The following is a 20,446-nucleotide window of genomic DNA, read 5'->3' as shown; positions in this document are numbered from 1 at the left end:
TTACGTCTGTGCAGCATCATGCCGCTTAATTAATTCATGCTAACCAGACATTGCAGAATGCGCCACGTCACGGACACTTTTTTACTTTTGTTGCGAGTGGGATCTGCTGGCTGGGATTGGGCAATGAAAAAGGCTACACTTCGCCTTTGATAACTATTCATCATCACGATAAACATAGAGGCGAGTCCAACGTGGCCCAATTCGTTTATACCATGCATCGTGTCGGCAAGGTCGTTCCGCCGAAACGTCATATTCTTAAAAACATCTCACTGAGCTTCTTCCCTGGCGCCAAAATCGGTGTTCTCGGTCTGAACGGTGCGGGTAAATCTACCCTGCTGCGTATCATGGCCGGTATTGATACCGATATCGAAGGTGAAGCTCGCCCACAGCCAGGCATTAAAATCGGTTACCTGCCGCAGGAACCAAAACTAAACCCAGAGCATACCGTTCGTGAATCCGTTGAAGAAGCGGTTGCCGAAGTGGTTAGTGCGCTGAAAGGTCTGGATGAAGTGTACGCCAAGTACGCCGAGCCGGACGCCGACTTCGATAAACTGGCCGCACAACAGGGCAAGTTTGAAGAAATTATCCAGGCGCACGACGGCCATAACCTGAACGTGCAGCTTGAGCGTGCCGCTGACGCCCTGCGTCTGCCGGACTGGGACGCTAAAATTGAGAATCTCTCCGGTGGTGAACGCCGCCGCGTTGCGCTGTGCCGCCTGCTGCTGGAAAAACCAGACATGCTGCTGCTCGACGAACCGACCAACCACCTGGATGCGGAATCCGTCGCGTGGCTGGAACGCTTCCTGCACGACTTCGAAGGCACCGTAGTGGCGATTACCCACGACCGTTACTTCCTCGACAACGTTGCGGGCTGGATCCTGGAGCTGGACCGTGGTGAAGGTATTCCGTGGGAAGGTAACTACTCTTCCTGGCTGGAGCAGAAAGATCAGCGTCTGGCCCAGGAAGCCTCTCAGGAAGCGGCTCGCCGTAAATCTATTGAGAAAGAGCTGGAGTGGGTACGTCAGGGCGCTAAAGGCCGTCAGTCTAAGGGTAAAGCCCGTCTGGCACGCTTTGAAGAGCTAAACAACACCGAATACCAGAAACGTAACGAAACCAACGAACTGTTTATTCCACCTGGAGCACGTCTGGGCGATAAAGTTGTTGAAGTCACCAATCTGCGTAAATCCTACGGCGATCGCGTTCTGATCGACGATCTGAGTTTCTCCGTACCGAAAGGTGCAATTGTCGGCATCATCGGTCCGAACGGCGCGGGTAAATCTACCCTGTTCCGTATGATGTCCGGTCAGGAACAGCCTGACAGCGGCACCATCACGCTGGGTGAAACCGTCAAACTGGCCTCCGTTGACCAGTTCCGTGATGCGATGGACAACAGCAAAACCGTGTGGGAAGAAGTTTCCGGCGGGCTGGATATCATGCGTATCGGCAACACCGAGATGCCAAGCCGTGCCTACGTGGGCCGCTTCAACTTCAAAGGTGTGGATCAGGGCAAACGCGTAGGCGAGCTGTCCGGCGGTGAGCGTGGTCGTCTGCACCTGGCGAAGCTGCTGCAGGTTGGCGGCAACATGCTGCTGCTCGATGAACCAACCAACGACCTGGATATCGAAACCCTGCGCGCGCTGGAAAACGCCCTGCTGGAATTCCCGGGTTGCGCGATGGTTATCTCGCACGACCGTTGGTTCCTTGACCGTATCGCGACCCACATTCTGGATTACCAGGACGAAGGTAAGGTTGAGTTCTTCGAAGGTAACTTTACCGAATACGAAGAGTACAAGAAACGTACGCTGGGCGCCGATGCGCTGGAGCCGAAACGTATTAAGTACAAGCGTATTTCTAAGTAATTAGCGTTAAGCGCCGGATGGTGGCGTTACGCCTTATCCGGCCTACGAGGTTAGTGCGACTTGTAGGCCGGATAAGCGCAGCGCATCCGGCATTAAAACCTACCTCTAAAACCTACCTCTGCTCACCCATCAACTCTTTCACCAACTCCACGCAGCGCAGGAAGCGACCGTCGTAGTCAGGCTCCTGAACGTGCACAAAATTGATATTGTTTTCCTGCAGCATCTCGACCAGCAGTGTCTGAAACGCTTTTCTGTCAACTGAGCTTCCAAGGCTGCGTAAGCCATCCGCCACCCACGGGGTATTGTTTTCCAACAGGATCACAAGGTCGAAGCGATACTCGTCAATCAGCGCTTGCACAAACGGGTGTTCACGCCCTTCATACTTTTTACAGAAGGCCTGAGTGGTCACGAAATCGGTGTCGATGAACGCCACTTTATTGGCGTACTTAACAGCAAAATCAATGTATTGCGCTTGTCCCAGGGCAATTTTATCGTAGTCAGAATACTGTAACGCCATCTCATCGCCGCCCAAATGGGAGAAAACATAATCACGCCCATATTCCCACGCACTGGTGGTGTTAAAGATATTGGCAAGCTTGTTCACCAGCGTCGATTTGCCGCTCGACTCCCCACCGAGGATCGCCACGGTGCGCACGAAAAACGGCTTCACTTCGGTCGGAATATACTCCCAGTAGCGAAACGGGTTTTCACGAATTTGCCCACCGCTAATGCTCATAAACGTCCGCTTGGGATCCACCAGCACGGTTTCGATCCCCAAATGTTCGAGATACTGCGGGGCATCTGATTCTTCAGAGGTGTAGATCCAGTTTGGCTGGATCCCTTTCTCCTGCATAAACGTTTTGATCCCGTTGCTCCACACGTCCCAGCCGTGCGGATACGGCTCCATGCCTTCTTCGTTGAAGGCATGAATACGGATATTTTTCTGATACTTAAAGGTTTGCAGCAGCCAGCGTAGACGATCGGGCACCGTCGGCTGTTGCGACATGGCGCTGTCTTCAAACAGGCTGCGATCGCGCGTATCGTCATAGCCCATGATGATATGCAGTTCATCGACCTGACTACAGGCGCGCTGGATAAGATAGATATGGCCGGTGTGCAGCGGATAAAACTTGCCGAATACCACACCGATATTTTTCTGCTGGCGCGGAAACTCCAGCCCGAGAAAACGGTGCAACGCCTCCAGCTTCTGCGCGCTGGGGCTTTTGATTTTGGCATTCAGCAGTTGGCTTAGGTATCCCTTGGTCATGCCACTGGCATCCGCCACCTGTTGCAGGGTACAGCCCTTTTGCTTTATGGCGGTTTTCAGATATTCAAATGACACAAGAGCCTCCTGCTGGAAAAATCGCGTAACACTGCCTGATGGCGCTTCGCTTATCAGGCCTACAAAATCAGTACGTACGGGTATTTGATTATAGGTCGTCAAACACGCTTAACGCATCCGCAAGCTTCTTAACGCCAAAGACCTGCATCCCTTCCGGTACTTTTTTCGGTACGTTAGCGGCAGGGACAATCGCCCGGCGAAAGCCGTGCTTCGCCGCTTCCGAAATACGCTCCTGGCCGCTGGGTACCGGACGGATTTCGCCCGCCAGCCCCACTTCGCCAAAGACCACTAAATCCTGCGGCAGCGGCCTGTCGCGCAGACTGGAAACCATTGCCAGCAGCAACGCCAGGTCGGCGCTGGTTTCGGTGACTTTTACGCCGCCGACTACGTTAACGAACACGTCCTGATCCGCCATCTGCAAGCCACCGTGACGATGCAGCACCGCCAGCAGAATCGCCAGACGGTTCTGTTCCAGACCGACCGCCACGCGACGCGGGTTCGCCATCATCGAATGATCGACCAGCGCCTGAATCTCTACCAGCAGCGGGCGCGTGCCTTCCCAGACCACCATCACCGAACTGCCGGAGGTGACCTCATCGCCACGGCTTAAGAAGATAGCGGAAGGGTTGCTGACTTCACGCAGACCCTGTTCGGTCATGGCAAAGACGCCCAGCTCATTCACCGCACCAAAGCGGTTTTTATGGCTACGCAGAGTACGGAAACGGGAATCGGCGTCACCGTCGAGCAGTACCGAACAGTCAATACAGTGCTCCAGCACCTTCGGCCCGGCCAGCGAGCCATCTTTGGTGACGTGGCCGACCATGACAATCGCCACGCCGCGCGTTTTGGCAAAGCGCGTCAGGTAAGCCGCCGTTTCGCGCACCTGCGCCACGCTGCCCGGCGAAGACTGAATATCCGCCATGTGCATTACCTGAATGGAGTCGATCACCATCAGTTTCGGCTGTTCTTCTTCGGCAATCAGGCAAATTTGTTCAATACTGGTTTCCGACAGCATGTTCAGATTCGCCGTCGGCAAGCCAAGCCGGTGCGCGCGCATCGCCACCTGTTGTAGCGACTCTTCGCCAGTAACGTACAGGGTTTTCATCTGCTCAGCGAGCTTACACAGCGTTTGTAGCAGCAGCGTTGATTTCCCCGCGCCGGGATTACCGCCAATCAGGATAGCGCTGCCGGGTACCACCCCGCCACCCAGCACGCGGTCAAACTCTTTAAATCCAGTGGAAAAACGCGGCAGTTCTTCAAGGCTGATGTCAGACAGCTTCTGCACTTTTGCCACGCCCGCATTCCCGGCATAGCCACTGAGCCGCTCGTTACGCGCCACCGTTGGCGATGCGGCAAGGCGCACCTCGGTAATGGTATTCCAGGCCTGACAGGCGCTGCATTGCCCCTGCCAGCGCGGGTAATCGGCCCCGCATTCATTACAAACAAAGGCGCGTTTAGGAGCTTTTGCCACGTTTTACCTCTTTCGTTAACGCTTTTGCCGGATGGCGTGGGTGCTTATCCGGCCCACGGACACCTTGCCACCGGGCAATTTAATCATTTCTGGTTCATGCTGCCGGAGAGAATGCAGAACACGCCCATCAGGTCAGCGTGGCGGATAGTAATCTCCGTCTTTTCATTCACTTTCGGTTTAGCATGATACGCAATACCCAGTCCGGCCGTTTTGATCATCGGCAGGTCGTTGGCACCGTCGCCGATCGCCACCGTCTGCGCCATCGGGATCTCATATTCTTGCGCCAGGCGGGTCAGGGTATTGGCTTTGTACTGGGCATCGACGATATCGCCGATCACGTTGCCGGTAAATTTACCGTCCATGATCTCCAGCTCGTTTGCTACCGCCGCCGTCAGACGCAGTTTATTACGCAGGTAATCGGCAAAGAAGGTAAAACCGCCAGAGGCAATAGCCACTTTCCAGCCGAGCGTTTCCAGTTTTAACACCAGTTGAGTCAGGCCGGGCATCAGCGGTAGCGTTTCGCGCACCTGGTGCAGAATATTGGCATCAGCGCCCTTCAGCGTCGCCACGCGGCTACGCAGGCTGGCGGTAAAGTCCAGTTCGCCACGCATTGCGCGTTCCGTGACTTCCGCAACCATCTCACCGGTTCCAGCCAGTTTAGCAATTTCATCAATGCATTCGATCTGGATTGCCGTTGAGTCCATGTCCATCACCAGCAAACCCGGCGTGCGCAGATGCGGAATTTTGCCTAACGGGGCAACATCCAGTTTGGCATCATGAGCCAGTTTTGCCGCGCGCGGCGTTAACGAACCCGCCAGGCGAATCACCTGATAATCCTCGACGCACCAGGCAGCAACAATCACCATCGCCGCGCCCAGTTTGCTCTGGTATTGCGTTAAACGTTGTTTATCCAGACCACGACCGTACAGCAGCCAGCCACTGCGGCCCGCGTGGTAGTCCAGCGGCATGACTTCATCGCCACTTAAAGAGAGAGGCAGACCTGGCCACAGAGAAACATCTTCAGGTAGATCGCACCAGGTTATGTTAGGCATTAAAGCTCCTGTAAAATCGTTCGGGTCGGAATCATCAGGGGAAAATAACGCATGAGGCTACCCTGTAACCAGCGCTTCTGGCAACATTAAGTCTCAAATTTTCAGCAGGTGGAATATGGCTCGCGCAAAACTGAAATTCCGACTTCATCGTGCAGTGATTGTATTGTTCTGTCTTGCGCTGCTCGTCGCCCTGATGCAGGGCGCATCCTGGTTTAGTCAAAGTCACCAGCAGCAGCGTAATCCGCAGCTCGAAGAGCTGGCCCGTACGCTGGCCCGCCAGGTGGCGCTAAATGTTGCTCCGCTAATGCGTACCGAAACGCCGGATGAAAAACGCATCAAAGCGGTACTCACACAGCTGACGGAAAGTAGCCGTATTCTGGACGCTGGCGTGTACGATGAACAGGGAGACCTGATTACGCGTACCGGCGAGAGCGTCAACGTTCGTGACCGACTGGCGCTCGACGGCAAAAAAGCCGGGGGTTATTTTAACCAGCAGATTGTCGAACCCATTCAGGGGAAAAATGGTCCGCTGGGCTATTTGCGCCTGACGCTGGATACCCACACCCTCGCCACCGAGGCGAAGCAGGTAGATAACACCACCAATATCTTACGCCTGATGCTGCTGCTGGCGCTGGCGATTGGCGTCGTGCTCACCCGTACATTATTGCAAGGCAAGCGTACCCGCTGGCAGCAATCCCCTTTCCTGCTGACCGCCAACAAACCGGTGCAGGAAGAAGACAACGAGAAAAAAGAGTAAAAGCAGTAAAAACTGTAAAACAGAAGGGAAATCAACCATGACTACACTACGCCTGCTTATCTCAGACTCTTACGATCCGTGGTTTAATCTCGCGGTCGAAGAGTGCATTTTTCGCCAGATGCCCGCCACGCAGCGCGTCCTGTTCTTGTGGCGTAACGCCGATACGGTGGTGATTGGCCGGGCGCAAAACCCGTGGAAAGAGTGTAATACCCGCCGTATGGAGGAAGACAACGTGCGGCTCGCCCGCCGTAGCAGCGGCGGCGGCGCGGTGTTCCATGACTTAGGCAATACCTGCTTTACCTTTATGGCCGGTAAACCGGAGTACGACAAAACCATTTCCACCGCGATTGTCCTCAACGCATTGAATTCTCTGGGTGTGACGGCGGACGCCTCCGGGCGTAACGACCTGGTTGTGAAAACGCCAGACGGCGATCGCAAAGTTTCAGGCTCTGCTTACCGGGAAACGAAAGATCGCGGCTTCCACCACGGCACGCTGCTGCTAAATGCCGATCTCAGCCGCCTGGCAAACTATCTCAATCCCGACAAAAAGAAACTCGCAGCAAAGGGGATTACCTCTGTCCGCTCACGGGTGGCGAATTTGACGGAGCTGTTACCGGGCATCACCCATGAACAGGTCTGTCAGGCCATCACGGAAGCCTTTTTTGCTCATTATGGCGAACGCGTTGAAGCGGAAGTGATCTCACCGGATAAAACGCCGGACCTGCCAAATTTTGCCGAAACCTTTGCCCGCCAGAGCAGTTGGGAATGGAATTTTGGTCAGGCACCTGCTTTCTCGCACCTGCTGGACGAGCGTTTCACCTGGGGCGGTGTTGAGCTGCATTTCGACGTCGAAAAAGGTCATATCACGCGCACACAGGTGTTTACCGACAGTCTCAATCCCGCGCCGTTAGAAGCGCTGGCAGAGCGGCTACAGGGCTGCCAGTATCGCGCCGATGTTTTACAGCAGACTTGCGAAGCGCTGGTTACGGAATATCCGGATCAGGAAAGCGAGCTGCGTGAACTGGCGGCGTGGGTGGCGAAGGCCGTGCGGTAAGCGATTAGTGGCGAATTGCCGGATGGCGGCTGCGCCTTATCCGGCCTACAAGACCGCTCCTGTAGGCCTGATAAGCGAAGCGCCATCAGGCATTAATAGCGGCATTCCCGTAGGCCCGGCCAGCGCAACGCCACCGGGCCACAACAACCCTTACTCTTTATCGCCCAGCAGAACGGATTCCAGCGCGATTTTGATCATGTCGTTAAAGGTCGTCTGACGTTCAGCGGCAGTGGTCTGCTCGTGAGTACGGATATGGTCGGAAACGGTGCAGATGGTCAGCGCTTTTGCACCAAATTCCGCAGCAACACCGTAGATGCCCGCCGCTTCCATTTCCACGCCCAGCACGCCGTATTTTTCCATCACGTCGAACATTTCACCGTCCGGAGAGTAGAACAGGTCAGCGGAGAACAGGTTGCCCACGCGCGCGTCTACACCCAGTGCTTTTGCCGCATCAACCGCGTTACGCACCATGTCGAAGTCAGCGATAGCAGCGAAGTCATGATCTTTAAAACGGATACGGTTAACTTTGGAGTCGGTGCAAGCGCCCATACCGATAACCACGTCACGCAGTTTAACGTCCATACGCACAGCGCCGCAGGAGCCTACGCGAATGATTTTCTTCACGCCGAAATCGGTGATCAGCTCTTTGGTGTAGATGGAGCAGGACGGGATACCCATACCGTGACCCATAACGGAGATCTTACGGCCTTTGTAAGTACCGGTAAAACCTAACATGCCGCGAACGTTGTTCACTTCACGAACATCTTCGAGGAAAGTTTCAGCAATATGCTTTGCACGCAGCGGGTCGCCCGGCATCAATACGACGTCAGCGAAATCACCCATTTCTGCATTAATATGTGGAGTTGCCATTTTTTGTCCTTATTTCGTTGTTATTGCCTGATGGCGGCTACGCCTTATCAGGCCTACAAAACGTATGCAAAACAGTGAAATACCTTAAGGATTTCGCGTTGTAGGAAGGCGACGAATTCGTGAATCCCCGGGAGCATAGATTCACTATGTGACCGGGGGGAGCGAATGAAGTCAACGCATCTACAGCGCGAAAGACAACGGGTATTACAGCATGTTTTTACCGTAGTCCATCGGTGACGTACCAAAGTAGCTCGCCAGCGTCTGACCGATATCAGCGAAGGTTTCACGGTGACCTAACGAACCAGGTTTCACTTTCGGGCCGTAAACCAGTACCGGGATGTGTTCACGGGTGTGATCAGTGCCGGTCCAGCTTGGGTCGCAGCCGTGGTCAGCGGTCAGGATCAGAATGTCATCTTCACCCACCAGCTCCATCAGCTCAGGCAGACGGCGGTCGAACAGTTCCAGGCCCGCTGCATAACCGGCGATATCGCGACGATGTCCCCAGGAAGAGTCGAAATCAACGAAGTTGGTGAAGACGATGGTCTTATCACCTGCTTCTTTGATCTCTTTGATGGTGGCGTCGAACAACGCATCCAGACCGGTGGCTTTCACTTTTTTGGTGATGCCGCAGTTAGCGTAGATATCCGCGATTTTACCGACGGAAACCACGTGACCGTCTTTTTCGTCGACCAGTTTCTGCAGCACGGTCGGTGCTGGCGGCTCAACGGCCAGGTCGTGACGGTTACCGGTACGCTGGAAGTTACCGGCTTTATCACCGATAAACGGACGTGCGATAACACGACCGATGTTGTAACCACCTTCGGTCAGCTCTTCACGTGCGATTTCGCACAGCTCGTAAAGTTTATCCAGGCCAAACGTCTCTTCGTGGCAGGCAATCTGGAACACGGAGTCAGCGGAGGTATAGAAAATCGGCTTGCCGGTTTTCATATGCTCTTCACCCAGTTGATCCAGGATCACGGTACCGGAAGAGTGGCAGTTGCCGAGGTAGCCTGGCAGGTTGGCACGTTTTACCAGTTTATCCAGCAGTTCCTGCGGGAAGCTGTTTTCATGATCGGAGAAATAACCCCAATCAAACAGAACCGGGACACCCGCGATTTCCCAGTGGCCAGACGGCGTGTCTTTCCCGGAAGAAAGTTCATGCGCCCATGCGTAGGCACCAATCACTTCCGCGTTACCGTCCATACCAGCAGCAATTTTACCGGTAGAACCTTCGTGAGCTTTCACCAGGCCCAGACGGGTCAGGTTAGGCAGATTCAGTGGACCTTTGCGACCATTGTCAGCTTCACCTTTCGCACAGGCTTCTGCAATGTGTCCCATAGTGTCTGAACCTACGTCGCCAAAGCGATCCGCATCTTCAGTCGCACCAATACCAAAGGAGTCCAGCACCATAATAAATGCACGTTTCATCTTGTTCTCCATACATCTGCGCCGCAAAAAAGCGATCAGATCAGTATACAGTTATTCGGTAATACGACGATAGACTGTCGGTGTAATTTCTGGCGCTTTATCGTCAAGGCTAATTGCCGCTTTGACCGCTTTCGCCGCTTCCTGCCAGCTGGCTTCGTCTTTCGCGTGGATCACCGCCAACGGGCGTTGTCCGTCTACGCTGTCGCCCAGACGCGCCATATCGCTAAAGCCAACGCTGTAATCAATGGTGTCCGAAGCCTGACGACGACCGCCACCCATGGAAACGACCGCCATCCCCAGCGCACGGGTATCCATCGCGCTGACAAAACCTTCGGTATCAGCATATACCGCTTTGCTGAGCATTGCCGTCGGCAGGTACTTCGCATAATTTTCGACGAAATCGGTCGGGCCTTTTTGCACCGCAACCATGCGACCAAAAATCTCTGCCGCTTTACCGTTGTCCAGCACCGCCTGCAATTTCGCACGGGCTTCGGCGTCATCTTTCGCCAGATTGCCGGAGATCAGCATTTCCACGCACAGCGCCATGGTGACGTCTAACAGACGTGGATTACGGTATTCACCGGTCAGGAACTGCACCGCTTCGCGGACTTCGACCGCGTTACCTGCGCTGGAGGCCAGCACCTGGTTCATATCGGTTAACAGCGCGGTGGTACGTACACCCGCACCGTTTGCCACGCCGACAATCGCCTCAGCAAGGGCTTCAGAAAGCTCGTAGGTCGGCATAAAGGCGCCGCTGCCCACTTTCACATCCATCACTAGCGCATCCAGCCCTTCCGCCAGTTTTTTCGCCAGAATGGAACCGGTAATCAGCGGGATGGAATCCACCGTCGCGGTAATATCGCGGGTGGCATAAAAACGTTTATCCGCCGGTGCGAGCGAGCTGGTTTGCCCAATAATCGCCACACCCACGTCTTTAATAATTTCACGGAAGCGCGCGTCGTCCGGGAAGATGTCAAATCCAGGAATCGCTTCCAGTTTATCGAGTGTACCGCCGGTATGCCCCAGGCCACGCCCGGAGATCATCGGAATATAGCCGCCGCACGCTGCGACCATCGGGCCTAACATCAGTGACGTTACGTCACCTACACCGCCGGTAGAGTGTTTATCCACAATCGGGCCGTTCAGCTGCAGGCTTTTCCAGTCCAGCACGGTTCCTGAATCACGCATTGCCATGGTCAGCGAAACTCGCTCAGGCATTGTCATATCGTGGAAGAAAATGGTCATCGCCAGGGCGGCGATTTGCCCTTCAGAGATGGTGTTGTCGCGAATACCATTGATAAAGAAACGAATTTCTTCATCGCTCAGCGCATGACCATCACGTTTTTTACGAATAATTTCTTGTGCGAGAAACACGGTAACCCCCAGGGGAAAAGAGTAGAAGGCCGTTGTAGGCCGGGTAAGCAACGCGCCACCCGGCAGTCGTCTTAATGCCGGATGGCGGCTACGCCTTATCCGGCCTACGTCGCTACAGCTCCGGCAATATAAGGCTTAGTAGCTGCTTGCGCTCTTGCCGTCGCCGTGACCCAGCGCTTTCAGCAGACTCGCCAGCAGGCTGGATGCGCCAAAACGGTAGTGACGAGAATCAGCCCAGTCAGCGCCAAACAGTTCATCGGCAATCGCCAGGAACTGCTGTGCATCTTCTGCAGTGCGTACGCCACCAGCCGGTTTGAAACCTACAGTTTTAGAAACACCCATGTCGCGGATCACTTCCATCATGATGCGTGCGCTTTCCGGCGTCGCATTGACCGGCACTTTACCGGTAGAAGTTTTGATGAAATCAGCACCGGCTTTGATGGAGATTTCAGATGCTTTGCGAATCAGCGCTTCTTCTTTCAGCTCACCGGTTTCGATGATCACTTTCAGCAGCACGTTTGCCGCCGCACACGCGTCTTTGCAGGCTTTAACCAGATCAAAACCAATCTGTTCGTTACCAGCGATCAGCGCACGGTACGGGAACACCACGTCGACTTCATCGGCACCGTAGGCGATCGCCGCACGGGTTTCCGCCAGCGCAATTTCGATGTCGTCGTTGCCGTGCGGGAAGTTGGTGACGGTTGCAATGCGGATGTCCGGCGTGCCCTGCTCTTTCAGGGTCTTACGCGCAATAGGGATGAAACGCGGATAGATACAGATTGCGGCAGTGTTGCCAACCGGGGTCTTCGCCTGATGACACAGCGCGATCACTTTTTCATTGGTGTCGTCGTCATTCAGAGTGGTCAGGTCCATCAGTTTCAGTGCACGCAGGCTGCTTGCTGTTAAATCGGTCATAACATTCTCCAACGGCATCGCCGTATAAAATTTCACCTTGCGAGTTTGTTAGTATTCTAACATCCGCTCGCTATTACACTTCGATATACATCACAGTTAATGAAAACCACATACAGATTTGCATTACTATAATGAGATCTACTTCAAATAAATCACCTTTTCTAAAGGGATGCGGTGGCATCAGGCGCATCCGGATCAAAGGTTGTGGCGGCGTTGCTTTCTACAATGGCGTTACACCTTCGGGACAAAAAGGAATCAACGATGCCCACTTCAAGCGAACTCGCGCTGCAACAGCGTTGCCAACAAATCGTGACCAGCCCGGTGCTCAGCCCTGAGCAGAAACGCCACTTTCTGGCGCTGGAAGCTGAAAACGCGCTGCCTTACCCGCAACTGCCTGCACAGGCACGTCAGGCGCTGGATGATGGGGTAATCTGCGATATGTACGAAGGTCATGCCCCGTTCAAACCGCGCTATGTTTTACCCGATTACGCGCGTTTTCTGGCCAATGGTTCATCGTGGCTGGAGCTGGAAGGCGCCAGGGATCTTGATGACGCGTTATCCTTACTCACTATTCTTTACCACCATGTTCCGTCAGTGACGTCGATGCCGGTCTATCTCGGTCAGCTCGATGCCCTGTTGCAACCGTATGTTAGAATTCTAACACAAGAAGAGATCGATATTCGAATAAAACGTTTCTGGCGTTATCTCGACAGAACCCTGCCAGACGCGTTTATGCATGCCAATATCGGCCCTGCAGATACACCAGTCACCCGTGCAATTTTACGCGCAGATGCAGAGTTAAAGCAGGTTTCGCCTAATCTGACATTCATTTATGATCCACAAATTACACCTGACGATCTGCTGCTTAACGTGGCGCAAAATATCTGCGAGTGCAGTAAGCCACATATTTCCAACGGACCTGAAAATGATAAAATTTTCACAAAAGGTCAGTATGGCGTCGTCAGTTGTTACAACTCTTTGCCGCTCGCCGGGGGTGGAAGCACGCTGGTCAGGCTTAATCTGAAAGCCATCGCAGAGCGCAGCACCTCTGTCGATGACTTCTTTACGCGCACCCTACCGCACTACTGCCAGCAGCAAATCGCCATCATTGATTCACGATGTGAATTCCTCTATGAGAAATCACATTTCTTTGAGAATAGCTTCCTCGTGCAGGAAGGGTTGATTGATCCCGAACGTTTTGTGCCTATGTTTGGCATGTACGGCCTGGCGGAGGCGGTGAACCTGCTGTGCGATAAGGCGGGACAGAATGCACGCTATGGGAAAGATGAGTTCGCCAATCAGCTCGGCTATCGCATCAGCACCCAGCTGGCGGAATTTGTAGAAAACACCCCGGTGAAATATGGCTGGAAGCAGCGCGCGATGCTGCATGCACAATCAGGGATCAGTTCGGACATCGGCACCACGCCGGGCGCACGCCTGCCTTATGGCGATGAGCCGGACCCGATCACCCATCTGCAAACCGTCGCGCCACATCACGCGTTTTATCACGCCGGGATCAGTGACATTCTCACGCTGGATGAAACCATCAAGCGTAACCCTCAGGCGCTGGTGCAGCTGTGCCTCGGGGCGTTTAAAGCCGGAATGCGCGAGTTTACCGCCAACGTGAGCGGCAACGATCTGGTTCGCGTTACGGGTTATATGGTGCGGCTGTCGGATCTGGAAAAATATCGCGCCGAAGGGTCTCGCACCAACACCACCTGGCTGGGCGAAGAAGCCGCGCGCAATACGCGCATTCTGGAACGACAACCTCGCGTGATTAGCCATGAACAGCAGATGCGCTTTAGTAAGTAAGCTAATTCCTTTCTCCTGCGTCGACGGGCCGGGCAGTCGCCTGGCTCTGTTTCTGCAAGGATGTAATCTGCGCTGTAAGAATTGCCACAATCCGTGGACGATGGGACGCTGCAACGACTGCGGGGAGTGTGTGCTGCATTGCCCGCATGAGGCGCTGAGCCTGAGCGCGGGGAAAGTGTGGTGGCAGTCCGATGTGTGTCAGCAGTGTGACACCTGCCTGCATATGTGCCCCCAGCAGGCCACGCCGATGGCGCAGAGTATGAGCGTTGATGAAGTGCTGCAACATATTCGTAAAGCGTCACTGTTTATCGAAGGGATAACCGTTAGTGGCGGTGAAGCGACTACTCAACTCCCCTTTATTGTGGCGCTATTTACCGCGATAAAAACCGATCCGCAGTTGCAACACCTGACCTGCATGGTCGACAGCAACGGCATGCTGAGCGAAACCGGCTGGCAGAAGCTGCTGCCGGTGTGCGACGGCGTAATGCTGGATTTAAAAGCCTGGGACAGCACGTGTCATCGGCAGCTTACCGGCCGCGATAACACGCTGATTAAACAAAGTATTACCTTTTTGTCCGGGCAGAGAAAACTGGCGGAACTGCGCCTGCTGGTTATTCCTGGTCAGGTGGATTATCTACAGCATATTGATGCGCTGGCGGCGTTTATCATACGTACCGGTGACGTACCTGTGCGGCTGAATGCCTTTCATGCGCACGGGGTGTATGGCGAAGCGAAGGACTGGCCGAGCGCCACGCCGGAGGATGTGGAACAGCTGGCGCAAAGATTGCGCGAACGCGGGGTGGATAATTTGATTTTCCCGGCGCTGTACCTGTGATTGCCGGATGCGACGACATCATCTGTAGGCCGGAAAAAACACAGCTGCCATCCGACGAAGTTATGCCTGATGCGCTTCGCTTATCAGGCCTACGGAGCGCACACATTTGTCGGCCGGATACGCCATCCAATCACACATTAAACAACGCCGTGGTATTACGATACAGCGCGTCAGCGATCACGTCCGCAGGTTCCGGGCGCAGTTCGCATAAGACGTCGAAGACTCTTACTACCTGCTCCGGCCGGTTAGGCTGTCCCTGAAAGCCATTGAGCGGCATATCCGGCGCGTCGGTTTCCAGCAACAGCGATTCCAGCGGTAATTGCGCCATTACCTCGCGGGTTTTACTGGCGCGCGGATAGGTAATGGTGCCTCCCACGCCAATTTTGTATCCCAGTTGCACAAAGCGCTCTGCCTGCTGCACGCTCCCGGAAAAACCATGCACCACACCTGTTCGTGGCAAAGCATGGCGTTTCAGGTGCATCGCCAGTTTGTCATGAGTGCGCCGCGAATGCAGGATCACCGGCAGTTCGTAACGCTTCGCCAGCTTTAGTTGCGCTTCCAGCACCCACTCTTGCTTATCGAATTGCGGATCGTCCCGATACAGATCCAATCCAATCTCGCCTAGCGCCACCAGCTTTCGTGGGCGCTTATCCAGCTCCTGTTGCAACTGGTCCAGGCAGTCATCGCTATGTTGTTCAATAACAATGGGATGCAGACCAAGCGCGGCAAACAATGGAGGATAATTTTCCGCTAGCGCCAGTACGCGGGGAAAATTCGCCGCCTGTGTGGCCGGAACGATAATGCTCTGTACACCAACCTCCACCGCGCGCTGAATGCTGGCAGATTCATCGCCGGTAAACGGCGGGAAATCAAAGTGACAATGCGTATCGATAAAACGATAACTCACGCCAAATCCTCATTATCAAACGTCGTGTCGTTCGCCTGAGGCGCATTGGTCACCACTGGCACATGGGCATCGTTGGCCACCGGCGCAGGAGGAACTACCACCGGCCCCGGCACCACAATCTTCGGCGTCTGACGAGGCAGCGGCGCATTTTTCGCCAACAGTTTGCCGACTGTCGCCAGAAAGTAACGACCGCACAGGCGTCCGGTTTTGTAATCTTCCCGCAGTGCCGGAATACGGCTGCCCAACGCCATGCTATGGAGTGGTTTTGGCGGATAGATCTCAAAAATACGCAGCTTGCCCGGCGGCTTCTCAATAAAACTCTGGATAGCACGATAGCTGGTCTCATGATGCTGCACCAGATTCAGAAACGGTTGCAGGCTACTTTCACCCAACCAGCGCTCCATACGTTTGAACCACTGCGGGGTGTAGTACATTTGCGAAGGCACAGTGCGAATCACTACCAACGTTTTTGCCCCCTGCTTCGCTGCCTCCTGCACAGGTATGGCATCACTAACTCCTCCATCCAGATAGTTCACGCCGTCCAATACAACCCCTGTGCGGTAGAACCCGGGAATCGCGCTGGAGGCTCGAATGAGGTCGAGCCAGTTTTGCCGGTTCGGCGAAAAATAGCCGGGCGTGTAATCATCGCCCCGACAGGCGCACATATAAAATGCTTTCCCTGCGGCAAACAGGCGCTCGGCGTTGTCCATCGCCAGCGGCATATGCGTTGCAGTCGAATCCACCAGCCAGTCGAGATCGATCAAGTTTCCCCCGCGCACAAAACGCACCGGGTCAAAAAATTCGCGTCGGGTGGTGTAACGCATAATAACTTTGCGGCCGTAACCGGGCTGGTTACAGAGATAGGCTGAAAGGTTTTGCGCGCCAGCCGACGTCCCATAGTAGAGATCAAAGGGATTGAACTGCGCGCGCATGAACTCATCCAGTACGCCGGCGGTGAAGATGCCTCTTTGTCCCCCGCCCTCGCACACCAGCGCCACACTGCCTGGTTGAAATGGACGTAACGATAACGGCGCAATATTACCGAGCGTGACGGGTATTCTCTGCCCCACCTCTGCCTTCCTGTTGTTTTTGTAATAGAGCAACAAAGTAACGCAAATTGCCTGACGCTAAAACCGTAAAAGCCAGTCCAATGGACTGGCTTAGTAGCAATTTTTCTTTACGGTTTACGTACTAGGGTCGTTTACGCCCGGTAAACAGGCTGACCAGGAACAAAATGATCCCCACCACAAACACAATTTTCGCTGCGCCGGCTGCAGTACCCGCCAGTCCACCAAAACCGAGTGCGGCGGCAATTAACGCGATAACCAGAAATATGATGCCCCATCGAAACATATGCTTCTCCTTTACCATAGTTAATTTCACCGCTTGATATGAGCGCTCAGGCTGCCCATCGGCGATATTTTCAGTGTGGTGCACAACACGCCTCCCGACAAACGTCAGGAGGACGAATTAAGTCTAATTACTGAGTTTTGAGATCGTTTTTGACGCTTTTCACGCCATCAATCGCTTTGGCGATGCTCTCAGCACGATCGCTTTGAGCCTGTGAGTCGACGGTGCCTGAAAGTTGCACAACGCCATCGGTGGTCTCAACTTTCACCTTGCGGGAAGGGACAATATCATCGGCCAGCAGCTTGGCTTTTACCTCACTGGTGATTGCCGTATCGCCCGCATAGCCTTTAACGGAGGTTTCTTTACTATCACGCACATGCAGTTTGTCGCTAACGGAGGTCACGCCCTCAACGCCTTTCGCCACTTTCACCGCTTCTTCGGCCTGTGCCTGGCTTTCAACAAACCCGCTTAGTGTCACCACCTTTTGATCTGTTTTGACGGAAATATCGGTGCTCTTAATGCTTTCGTGGTCCACCAGCGCGGCTTTTACTTTCGCGGTGATGGTGCTGTCATCCATGAAATTACCGACTTTGTTCATAGAGCTATCGACTTTCTGCCCCGCACTTTCGACGCCGGATTGCGCTTTATCCATCGTAGCGTTTTCTGCATAAGCAGAACCCGTTGCAACAGCGGAGGTCAGCATCACGGCCAGCAGCGTTTTAGAAATCTTAAGTCCTGTCATTGTCATCGATGTATTCCTGTATGTTTTGCTAAAAGCTATGCTCTGCCGTTACACGGCCTGAACCAGCAACTAATCTTGTAAGTGGAATAAATATCAGCAATAGACGCTGCAACAGGCAGCCTAAAAAGCATTAAACGCCGATATTTATGTCATCACATTGTTAAATATAGTTCACGATTTCGTGATCGCAGTCAGAATTGATTAAAAAACAGGCAAACAAAAGAAAAACGCGAGGTTTTAAGAACATTCCGCAAGGGATTTAAAAGACAGGAAAAGTTGCAGGACACGGCGGATACCGTGCCCTGGAAGGTCGATTAGTGTTCGCGTGTTTTACGGAACTGAACGTCCGGGTAACGTTCCTGGGTGAGATTCAGGTTAACCATGGTTGGTGCGATATAGGTGAGGTTATCGCCGCCATCAAGAGCTAGCTGAATTTCGTTCTTACGCTTAAATTCTTCGAATTTCTTCACGTCAGAACATTCTACCCAGCGCGCAGTCGCTACGTTGACAGATTCATAAATCGCTTCAACGTTGTACTCGCTCTTCAGACGTGAAACCACCACGTCAAACTGCAGCACACCCACCGCGCCCACGATCAGATCGTTATTGGCGATCGGACGGAATACCTGTACTGCGCCCTCTTCTGACAGCTGAACCAGCCCTTTCAGCAGCTGTTTCTGCTTCAATGGATCCTTCAGGCGAATACGACGGAACAGCTCCGGTGCGAAGTTCGGAATACCGGTGAACTTCATCATTTCGCCCTGGGTAAAGGTATCGCCGATCTGGATAGTGCCGTGGTTATGCAGACCGAGAATATCGCCCGGATACGCTTCTTCCACATGAGAACGGTCACCGGCCATAAAGGTGAGTGCGTCGGAGATCACCACGTCTTTACCAATGCGCACCTGGCGCATTTTCATGCCTTTCTCATACTTGCCGGATACCACACGCATGAACGCCACGCGGTCACGGTGTTTCGGGTCCATGTTGGCCTGAATTTTAAACACGAAACCGGTGAACTTCTCTTCTGAGGCTTCGACGACGCGGGTGTCGGTTTTACGCGGCATCGGCGCAGGCGCCCACTCCACCAGGCCGTCCAGCATATGGTCAACGCCGAAGTTACCCAGCGCGGTACCGAAGAAGACCGGGGTGATTTCGCCCGCGAGGAACAGCTCATGGTCGAACTCGTTGGACGCGCCCTGCACCAGCTCCAGCTCGTCACGCAGCTGCTGCGCCAGGTCTTCACCCACGGCAGCATCAAGTTCCGGGTTGTTCAGACCTTTAACAACACGCACTTCCTGAATGGTGTGGCCTTTACCGGTCTGATACAGGTAAGTTTCATCTTTATAAAGGTGATAGACACCTTTGAACAACTTACCACAGCCAATCGGCCAGGTGATTGGCGCACAGCCGATTTTCAGTTCGTTCTCGACTTCATCCAGCAGCTCCATCGGATCGCGGATGTCACGGTCGAGTTTGTTCATAAAGGTCAGGATCGGCGTATCGCGCAGACGGGTAACTTCCATCAGCTTACGGGTACGATCCTCGACGCCTTTTGCGGCATCGATAACCATCAGGCAGCAGTCCACCGCCGTCAGAGTACGATAGGTATCTTCGGAGAAATCTTCGTGCCCCGGGGTGTCCAGCAGGTTCACCAGGCAGTCATGATACGGAAACTGCATCACAGAGGTGGTAATGGAGATACCACGCTGCTTTTCCATTTCCATCCAGTCAGATTTTGCATGCTGGCTGGAGCCACGGCCTTTTACCGTACCGGCGGTCTGAATGGCCTGTCCGAATAACAGTACCTTTTCAGTAATTGTCGTTTTACCGGCATCCGGGTGAGAAATAATGGCAAAAGTGCGGCGTTTGGCCACCTCTTGCAAATAAGGAGACAACGTCATAGTCAAATCTTCTTAGGTAAGCACGGCAACGGGCCGGGCAAGTTGAATACAAAAAATTGCGGCTATTTTACCCATCAACGGGGGGGAGGCAATCAGTGTTTACACAGGAGCTGCTCCAGTTCGCTTAATGACGCTACGGTCCAGGTCGGCTGAATGCCCGCTGGCTGCTCGCGGTGGTGCGTATTTAGCCAGCAGGTGGATAGCCCGGCGTTAATGCCGCCAAGAATATCGGACTCTGCGGTGTCACCCACCATCAGCACGCGAGAACGGTCAGGATTACCCGCCTGCTCCAGCGCATGGTCAAAAATACGGGGGTCGGGTTTTGCCACCCCAACCTGCTCAGAAATCACCAGCAGGTCGAAATAGTCGCGCAGCCCCGTCCGCTCAAGGCGGATTTGCTGCAACGCGGTAAAGCCGTTAGTAATGATGCCGATTTTCGTTTTATCACGAATCGCATTGAGCAGAGAAACCGCCCCCGGCAACGGTGAGCAGATCTCCGCCATCGCATTGATGAATGCGTCATTAAGCTGGCCCGGTTCAACCTTCAGGCGTTCGGCCCAGCTCTGAAAACGGGCATGCTGCAGTTGTAATGAGGTAATCGCGCCGTTTTGGTAATCCACCCACAGCGGTTTATTCACGGCCTGGTAGTCCTGAAAATCTTCAGCGGTAAAGGTAATGCTATAGTCGAGAAACATCCGCTGTAAGCCGGTAAACGAGTCAAACGTAAACAGCGTTTCGTCGGCATCAAAGAAAATCCAGTCCCACTTCTTCATC

18 protein-coding genes are annotated in these 20,446 nt (G+C 53.9%); 5 read left to right on the top strand and 13 right to left on the bottom strand.

Features of this window, described 5'->3' with window-relative positions; translation table 11 throughout:
• The first annotated feature begins 191 nt into the window (after positions 1-191).
• Complete coding sequence (gene ettA / locus OGY18_RS22510; protein ID WP_003829940.1) at positions 192-1,859, top strand: energy-dependent translational throttle protein EttA; 1,668 nt, start codon at positions 192-194, stop codon at positions 1,857-1,859.
• 112 nt (positions 1,860-1,971) lie between these two features.
• Here ettA and nadR read toward each other — a convergent pair whose 3' ends face one another.
• From nadR to serB, 3 genes are all read right to left on the bottom strand, one after another.
• Entirely contained in the window at positions 1,972-3,201 is a 1,230-nt protein-coding gene (nadR, locus tag OGY18_RS22505; RefSeq protein WP_003829942.1) for a multifunctional transcriptional regulator/nicotinamide-nucleotide adenylyltransferase/ribosylnicotinamide kinase NadR, read from the bottom strand.
• Between the two features lie 88 nt (positions 3,202-3,289).
• Entirely contained in the window at positions 3,290-4,672 is a 1,383-nt protein-coding gene (gene radA, locus OGY18_RS22500) for a DNA repair protein RadA (RefSeq protein ID WP_003829944.1), read from the bottom strand.
• A gap of 83 nt (positions 4,673-4,755) precedes the next feature.
• Positions 4,756-5,724 carry a phosphoserine phosphatase gene (gene serB, locus OGY18_RS22495; protein WP_003829946.1) on the bottom strand — a complete coding sequence of 323 codons (969 nt, stop codon included), beginning with the start codon at positions 5,722-5,724 and terminating at the stop codon, positions 4,756-4,758.
• 115 nt (positions 5,725-5,839) lie between these two features.
• Between serB and OGY18_RS22490 the strand changes: the two genes are divergently transcribed.
• Both OGY18_RS22490 and lplA read left to right on the top strand, forming a co-directional pair.
• Complete coding sequence (locus tag OGY18_RS22490) at positions 5,840-6,481, top strand: YtjB family periplasmic protein (RefSeq protein ID WP_003829948.1); 642 nt, start codon at positions 5,840-5,842, stop codon at positions 6,479-6,481.
• 37 nt (positions 6,482-6,518) lie between these two features.
• Positions 6,519-7,535 (top strand): lipoate--protein ligase, encoded by a 1,017-nt coding sequence (lplA, locus tag OGY18_RS22485; protein WP_003829951.1) that lies wholly within the window; start codon positions 6,519-6,521, stop codon positions 7,533-7,535.
• 150 nt (positions 7,536-7,685) lie between these two features.
• Here the strand turns inward: lplA and deoD are convergent, their stop codons facing one another.
• From deoD to deoC, 4 genes are all read right to left on the bottom strand, one after another.
• Positions 7,686-8,405 (bottom strand): purine-nucleoside phosphorylase, encoded by a 720-nt coding sequence (gene deoD, locus OGY18_RS22480; RefSeq protein ID WP_000224864.1) that lies wholly within the window; start codon positions 8,403-8,405, stop codon positions 7,686-7,688.
• Between the two features lie 204 nt (positions 8,406-8,609).
• On the bottom strand, positions 8,610-9,833 hold the full coding sequence (deoB, locus tag OGY18_RS22475) for a phosphopentomutase (RefSeq protein WP_286554452.1): 1,224 nt from the start codon (positions 9,831-9,833) through the stop codon (positions 8,610-8,612).
• A 51-nt stretch (positions 9,834-9,884) separates the two neighbouring features.
• Positions 9,885-11,207 (bottom strand): thymidine phosphorylase, encoded by a 1,323-nt coding sequence (gene deoA / locus OGY18_RS22470; RefSeq protein ID WP_286554450.1) that lies wholly within the window; start codon positions 11,205-11,207, stop codon positions 9,885-9,887.
• Positions 11,208-11,342: 135 nt separating this feature from the next.
• Positions 11,343-12,122: a deoxyribose-phosphate aldolase gene (deoC, locus tag OGY18_RS22465; RefSeq protein ID WP_003019042.1), complete on the bottom strand. Its 780-nt coding sequence runs from the start codon at positions 12,120-12,122 to the stop codon at positions 11,343-11,345.
• A 261-nt stretch (positions 12,123-12,383) separates the two neighbouring features.
• Between deoC and OGY18_RS22460 the strand changes: the two genes are divergently transcribed.
• Both OGY18_RS22460 and OGY18_RS22455 read left to right on the top strand, forming a co-directional pair.
• Positions 12,384-13,934 (top strand): YjjI family glycine radical enzyme, encoded by a 1,551-nt coding sequence (locus tag OGY18_RS22460; RefSeq protein WP_286554448.1) that lies wholly within the window; start codon positions 12,384-12,386, stop codon positions 13,932-13,934.
• Positions 13,906-14,769 carry a YjjW family glycine radical enzyme activase gene (locus OGY18_RS22455; protein ID WP_149281244.1) on the top strand — a complete coding sequence of 288 codons (864 nt, stop codon included), beginning with the start codon at positions 13,906-13,908 and terminating at the stop codon, positions 14,767-14,769. Before OGY18_RS22460 ends, OGY18_RS22455 begins: the two co-directional genes overlap by 29 nt.
• A gap of 130 nt (positions 14,770-14,899) precedes the next feature.
• Here the strand turns inward: OGY18_RS22455 and OGY18_RS22450 are convergent, their stop codons facing one another.
• From OGY18_RS22450 to yjjG, 6 genes are all read right to left on the bottom strand, one after another.
• Positions 14,900-15,676 carry a metal-dependent hydrolase gene (locus OGY18_RS22450; RefSeq protein ID WP_126319342.1) on the bottom strand — a complete coding sequence of 259 codons (777 nt, stop codon included), beginning with the start codon at positions 15,674-15,676 and terminating at the stop codon, positions 14,900-14,902.
• Positions 15,673-16,746 carry a patatin-like phospholipase family protein gene (locus OGY18_RS22445; RefSeq protein WP_003829977.1) on the bottom strand — a complete coding sequence of 358 codons (1,074 nt, stop codon included), beginning with the start codon at positions 16,744-16,746 and terminating at the stop codon, positions 15,673-15,675. The genes OGY18_RS22450 and OGY18_RS22445 overlap by 4 nt, the downstream gene beginning before the upstream one ends.
• A gap of 121 nt (positions 16,747-16,867) precedes the next feature.
• Positions 16,868-17,029 carry a DUF1328 domain-containing protein gene (locus OGY18_RS22440; RefSeq protein ID WP_003019081.1) on the bottom strand — a complete coding sequence of 54 codons (162 nt, stop codon included), beginning with the start codon at positions 17,027-17,029 and terminating at the stop codon, positions 16,868-16,870.
• Positions 17,030-17,156: 127 nt separating this feature from the next.
• Entirely contained in the window at positions 17,157-17,774 is a 618-nt protein-coding gene (gene osmY, locus OGY18_RS22435; RefSeq protein WP_003829980.1) for a molecular chaperone OsmY, read from the bottom strand.
• Positions 17,775-18,082: 308 nt separating this feature from the next.
• Complete coding sequence (gene prfC, locus OGY18_RS22430; RefSeq protein ID WP_003829982.1) at positions 18,083-19,672, bottom strand: peptide chain release factor 3; 1,590 nt, start codon at positions 19,670-19,672, stop codon at positions 18,083-18,085.
• Between the two features lie 92 nt (positions 19,673-19,764).
• Positions 19,765-20,445, bottom strand: coding sequence for a pyrimidine 5'-nucleotidase (gene yjjG / locus OGY18_RS22425; protein WP_008786125.1), 681 nt, complete (start codon positions 20,443-20,445; stop codon positions 19,765-19,767).
• Between the last annotated feature and the right edge of the window lies 1 nt (position 20,446).

The organism is Citrobacter sp. Cpo142 (genome assembly GCF_030332425.1).
Lineage (GTDB): Bacteria > Pseudomonadota > Gammaproteobacteria > Enterobacterales > Enterobacteriaceae > Citrobacter > Citrobacter portucalensis.
This window is presented reverse-complemented; position numbering and strand designations above follow the sequence as displayed.

Excerpts from the sequence above, each read along its gene's own strand:
- serB (WP_003829946.1), bottom strand. The coding sequence starts at position 5,724 with ATGCCTAACATAACCTGGTGCGATCTACCTGAAGATGTTTCTCTGTGG.
- OGY18_RS22490 (WP_003829948.1), top strand. The coding sequence starts at position 5,840 with ATGGCTCGCGCAAAACTGAAATTCCGACTTCATCGTGCAGTGATTGTA.
- lplA (WP_003829951.1), top strand. The coding sequence starts at position 6,519 with ATGACTACACTACGCCTGCTTATCTCAGACTCTTACGATCCGTGGTTT.
- deoD (WP_000224864.1), bottom strand. The coding sequence starts at position 8,405 with ATGGCAACTCCACATATTAATGCAGAAATGGGTGATTTCGCTGACGTC.
- deoB (WP_286554452.1), bottom strand. The coding sequence starts at position 9,833 with ATGAAACGTGCATTTATTATGGTGCTGGACTCCTTTGGTATTGGTGCG.
- deoC (WP_003019042.1), bottom strand. The coding sequence starts at position 12,122 with ATGACCGATTTAACAGCAAGCAGCCTGCGTGCACTGAAACTGATGGAC.
- OGY18_RS22460 (WP_286554448.1), top strand. The coding sequence starts at position 12,384 with ATGCCCACTTCAAGCGAACTCGCGCTGCAACAGCGTTGCCAACAAATC.
- OGY18_RS22455 (WP_149281244.1), top strand. The coding sequence starts at position 13,906 with ATGAACAGCAGATGCGCTTTAGTAAGTAAGCTAATTCCTTTCTCCTGC.
- OGY18_RS22440 (WP_003019081.1), bottom strand. The coding sequence starts at position 17,029 with ATGTTTCGATGGGGCATCATATTTCTGGTTATCGCGTTAATTGCCGCC.
- osmY (WP_003829980.1), bottom strand. The coding sequence starts at position 17,774 with ATGACAATGACAGGACTTAAGATTTCTAAAACGCTGCTGGCCGTGATG.
- prfC (WP_003829982.1), bottom strand. The coding sequence starts at position 19,672 with ATGACGTTGTCTCCTTATTTGCAAGAGGTGGCCAAACGCCGCACTTTT.
- yjjG (WP_008786125.1), bottom strand. The coding sequence starts at position 20,445 with ATGAAGAAGTGGGACTGGATTTTCTTTGATGCCGACGAAACGCTGTTT.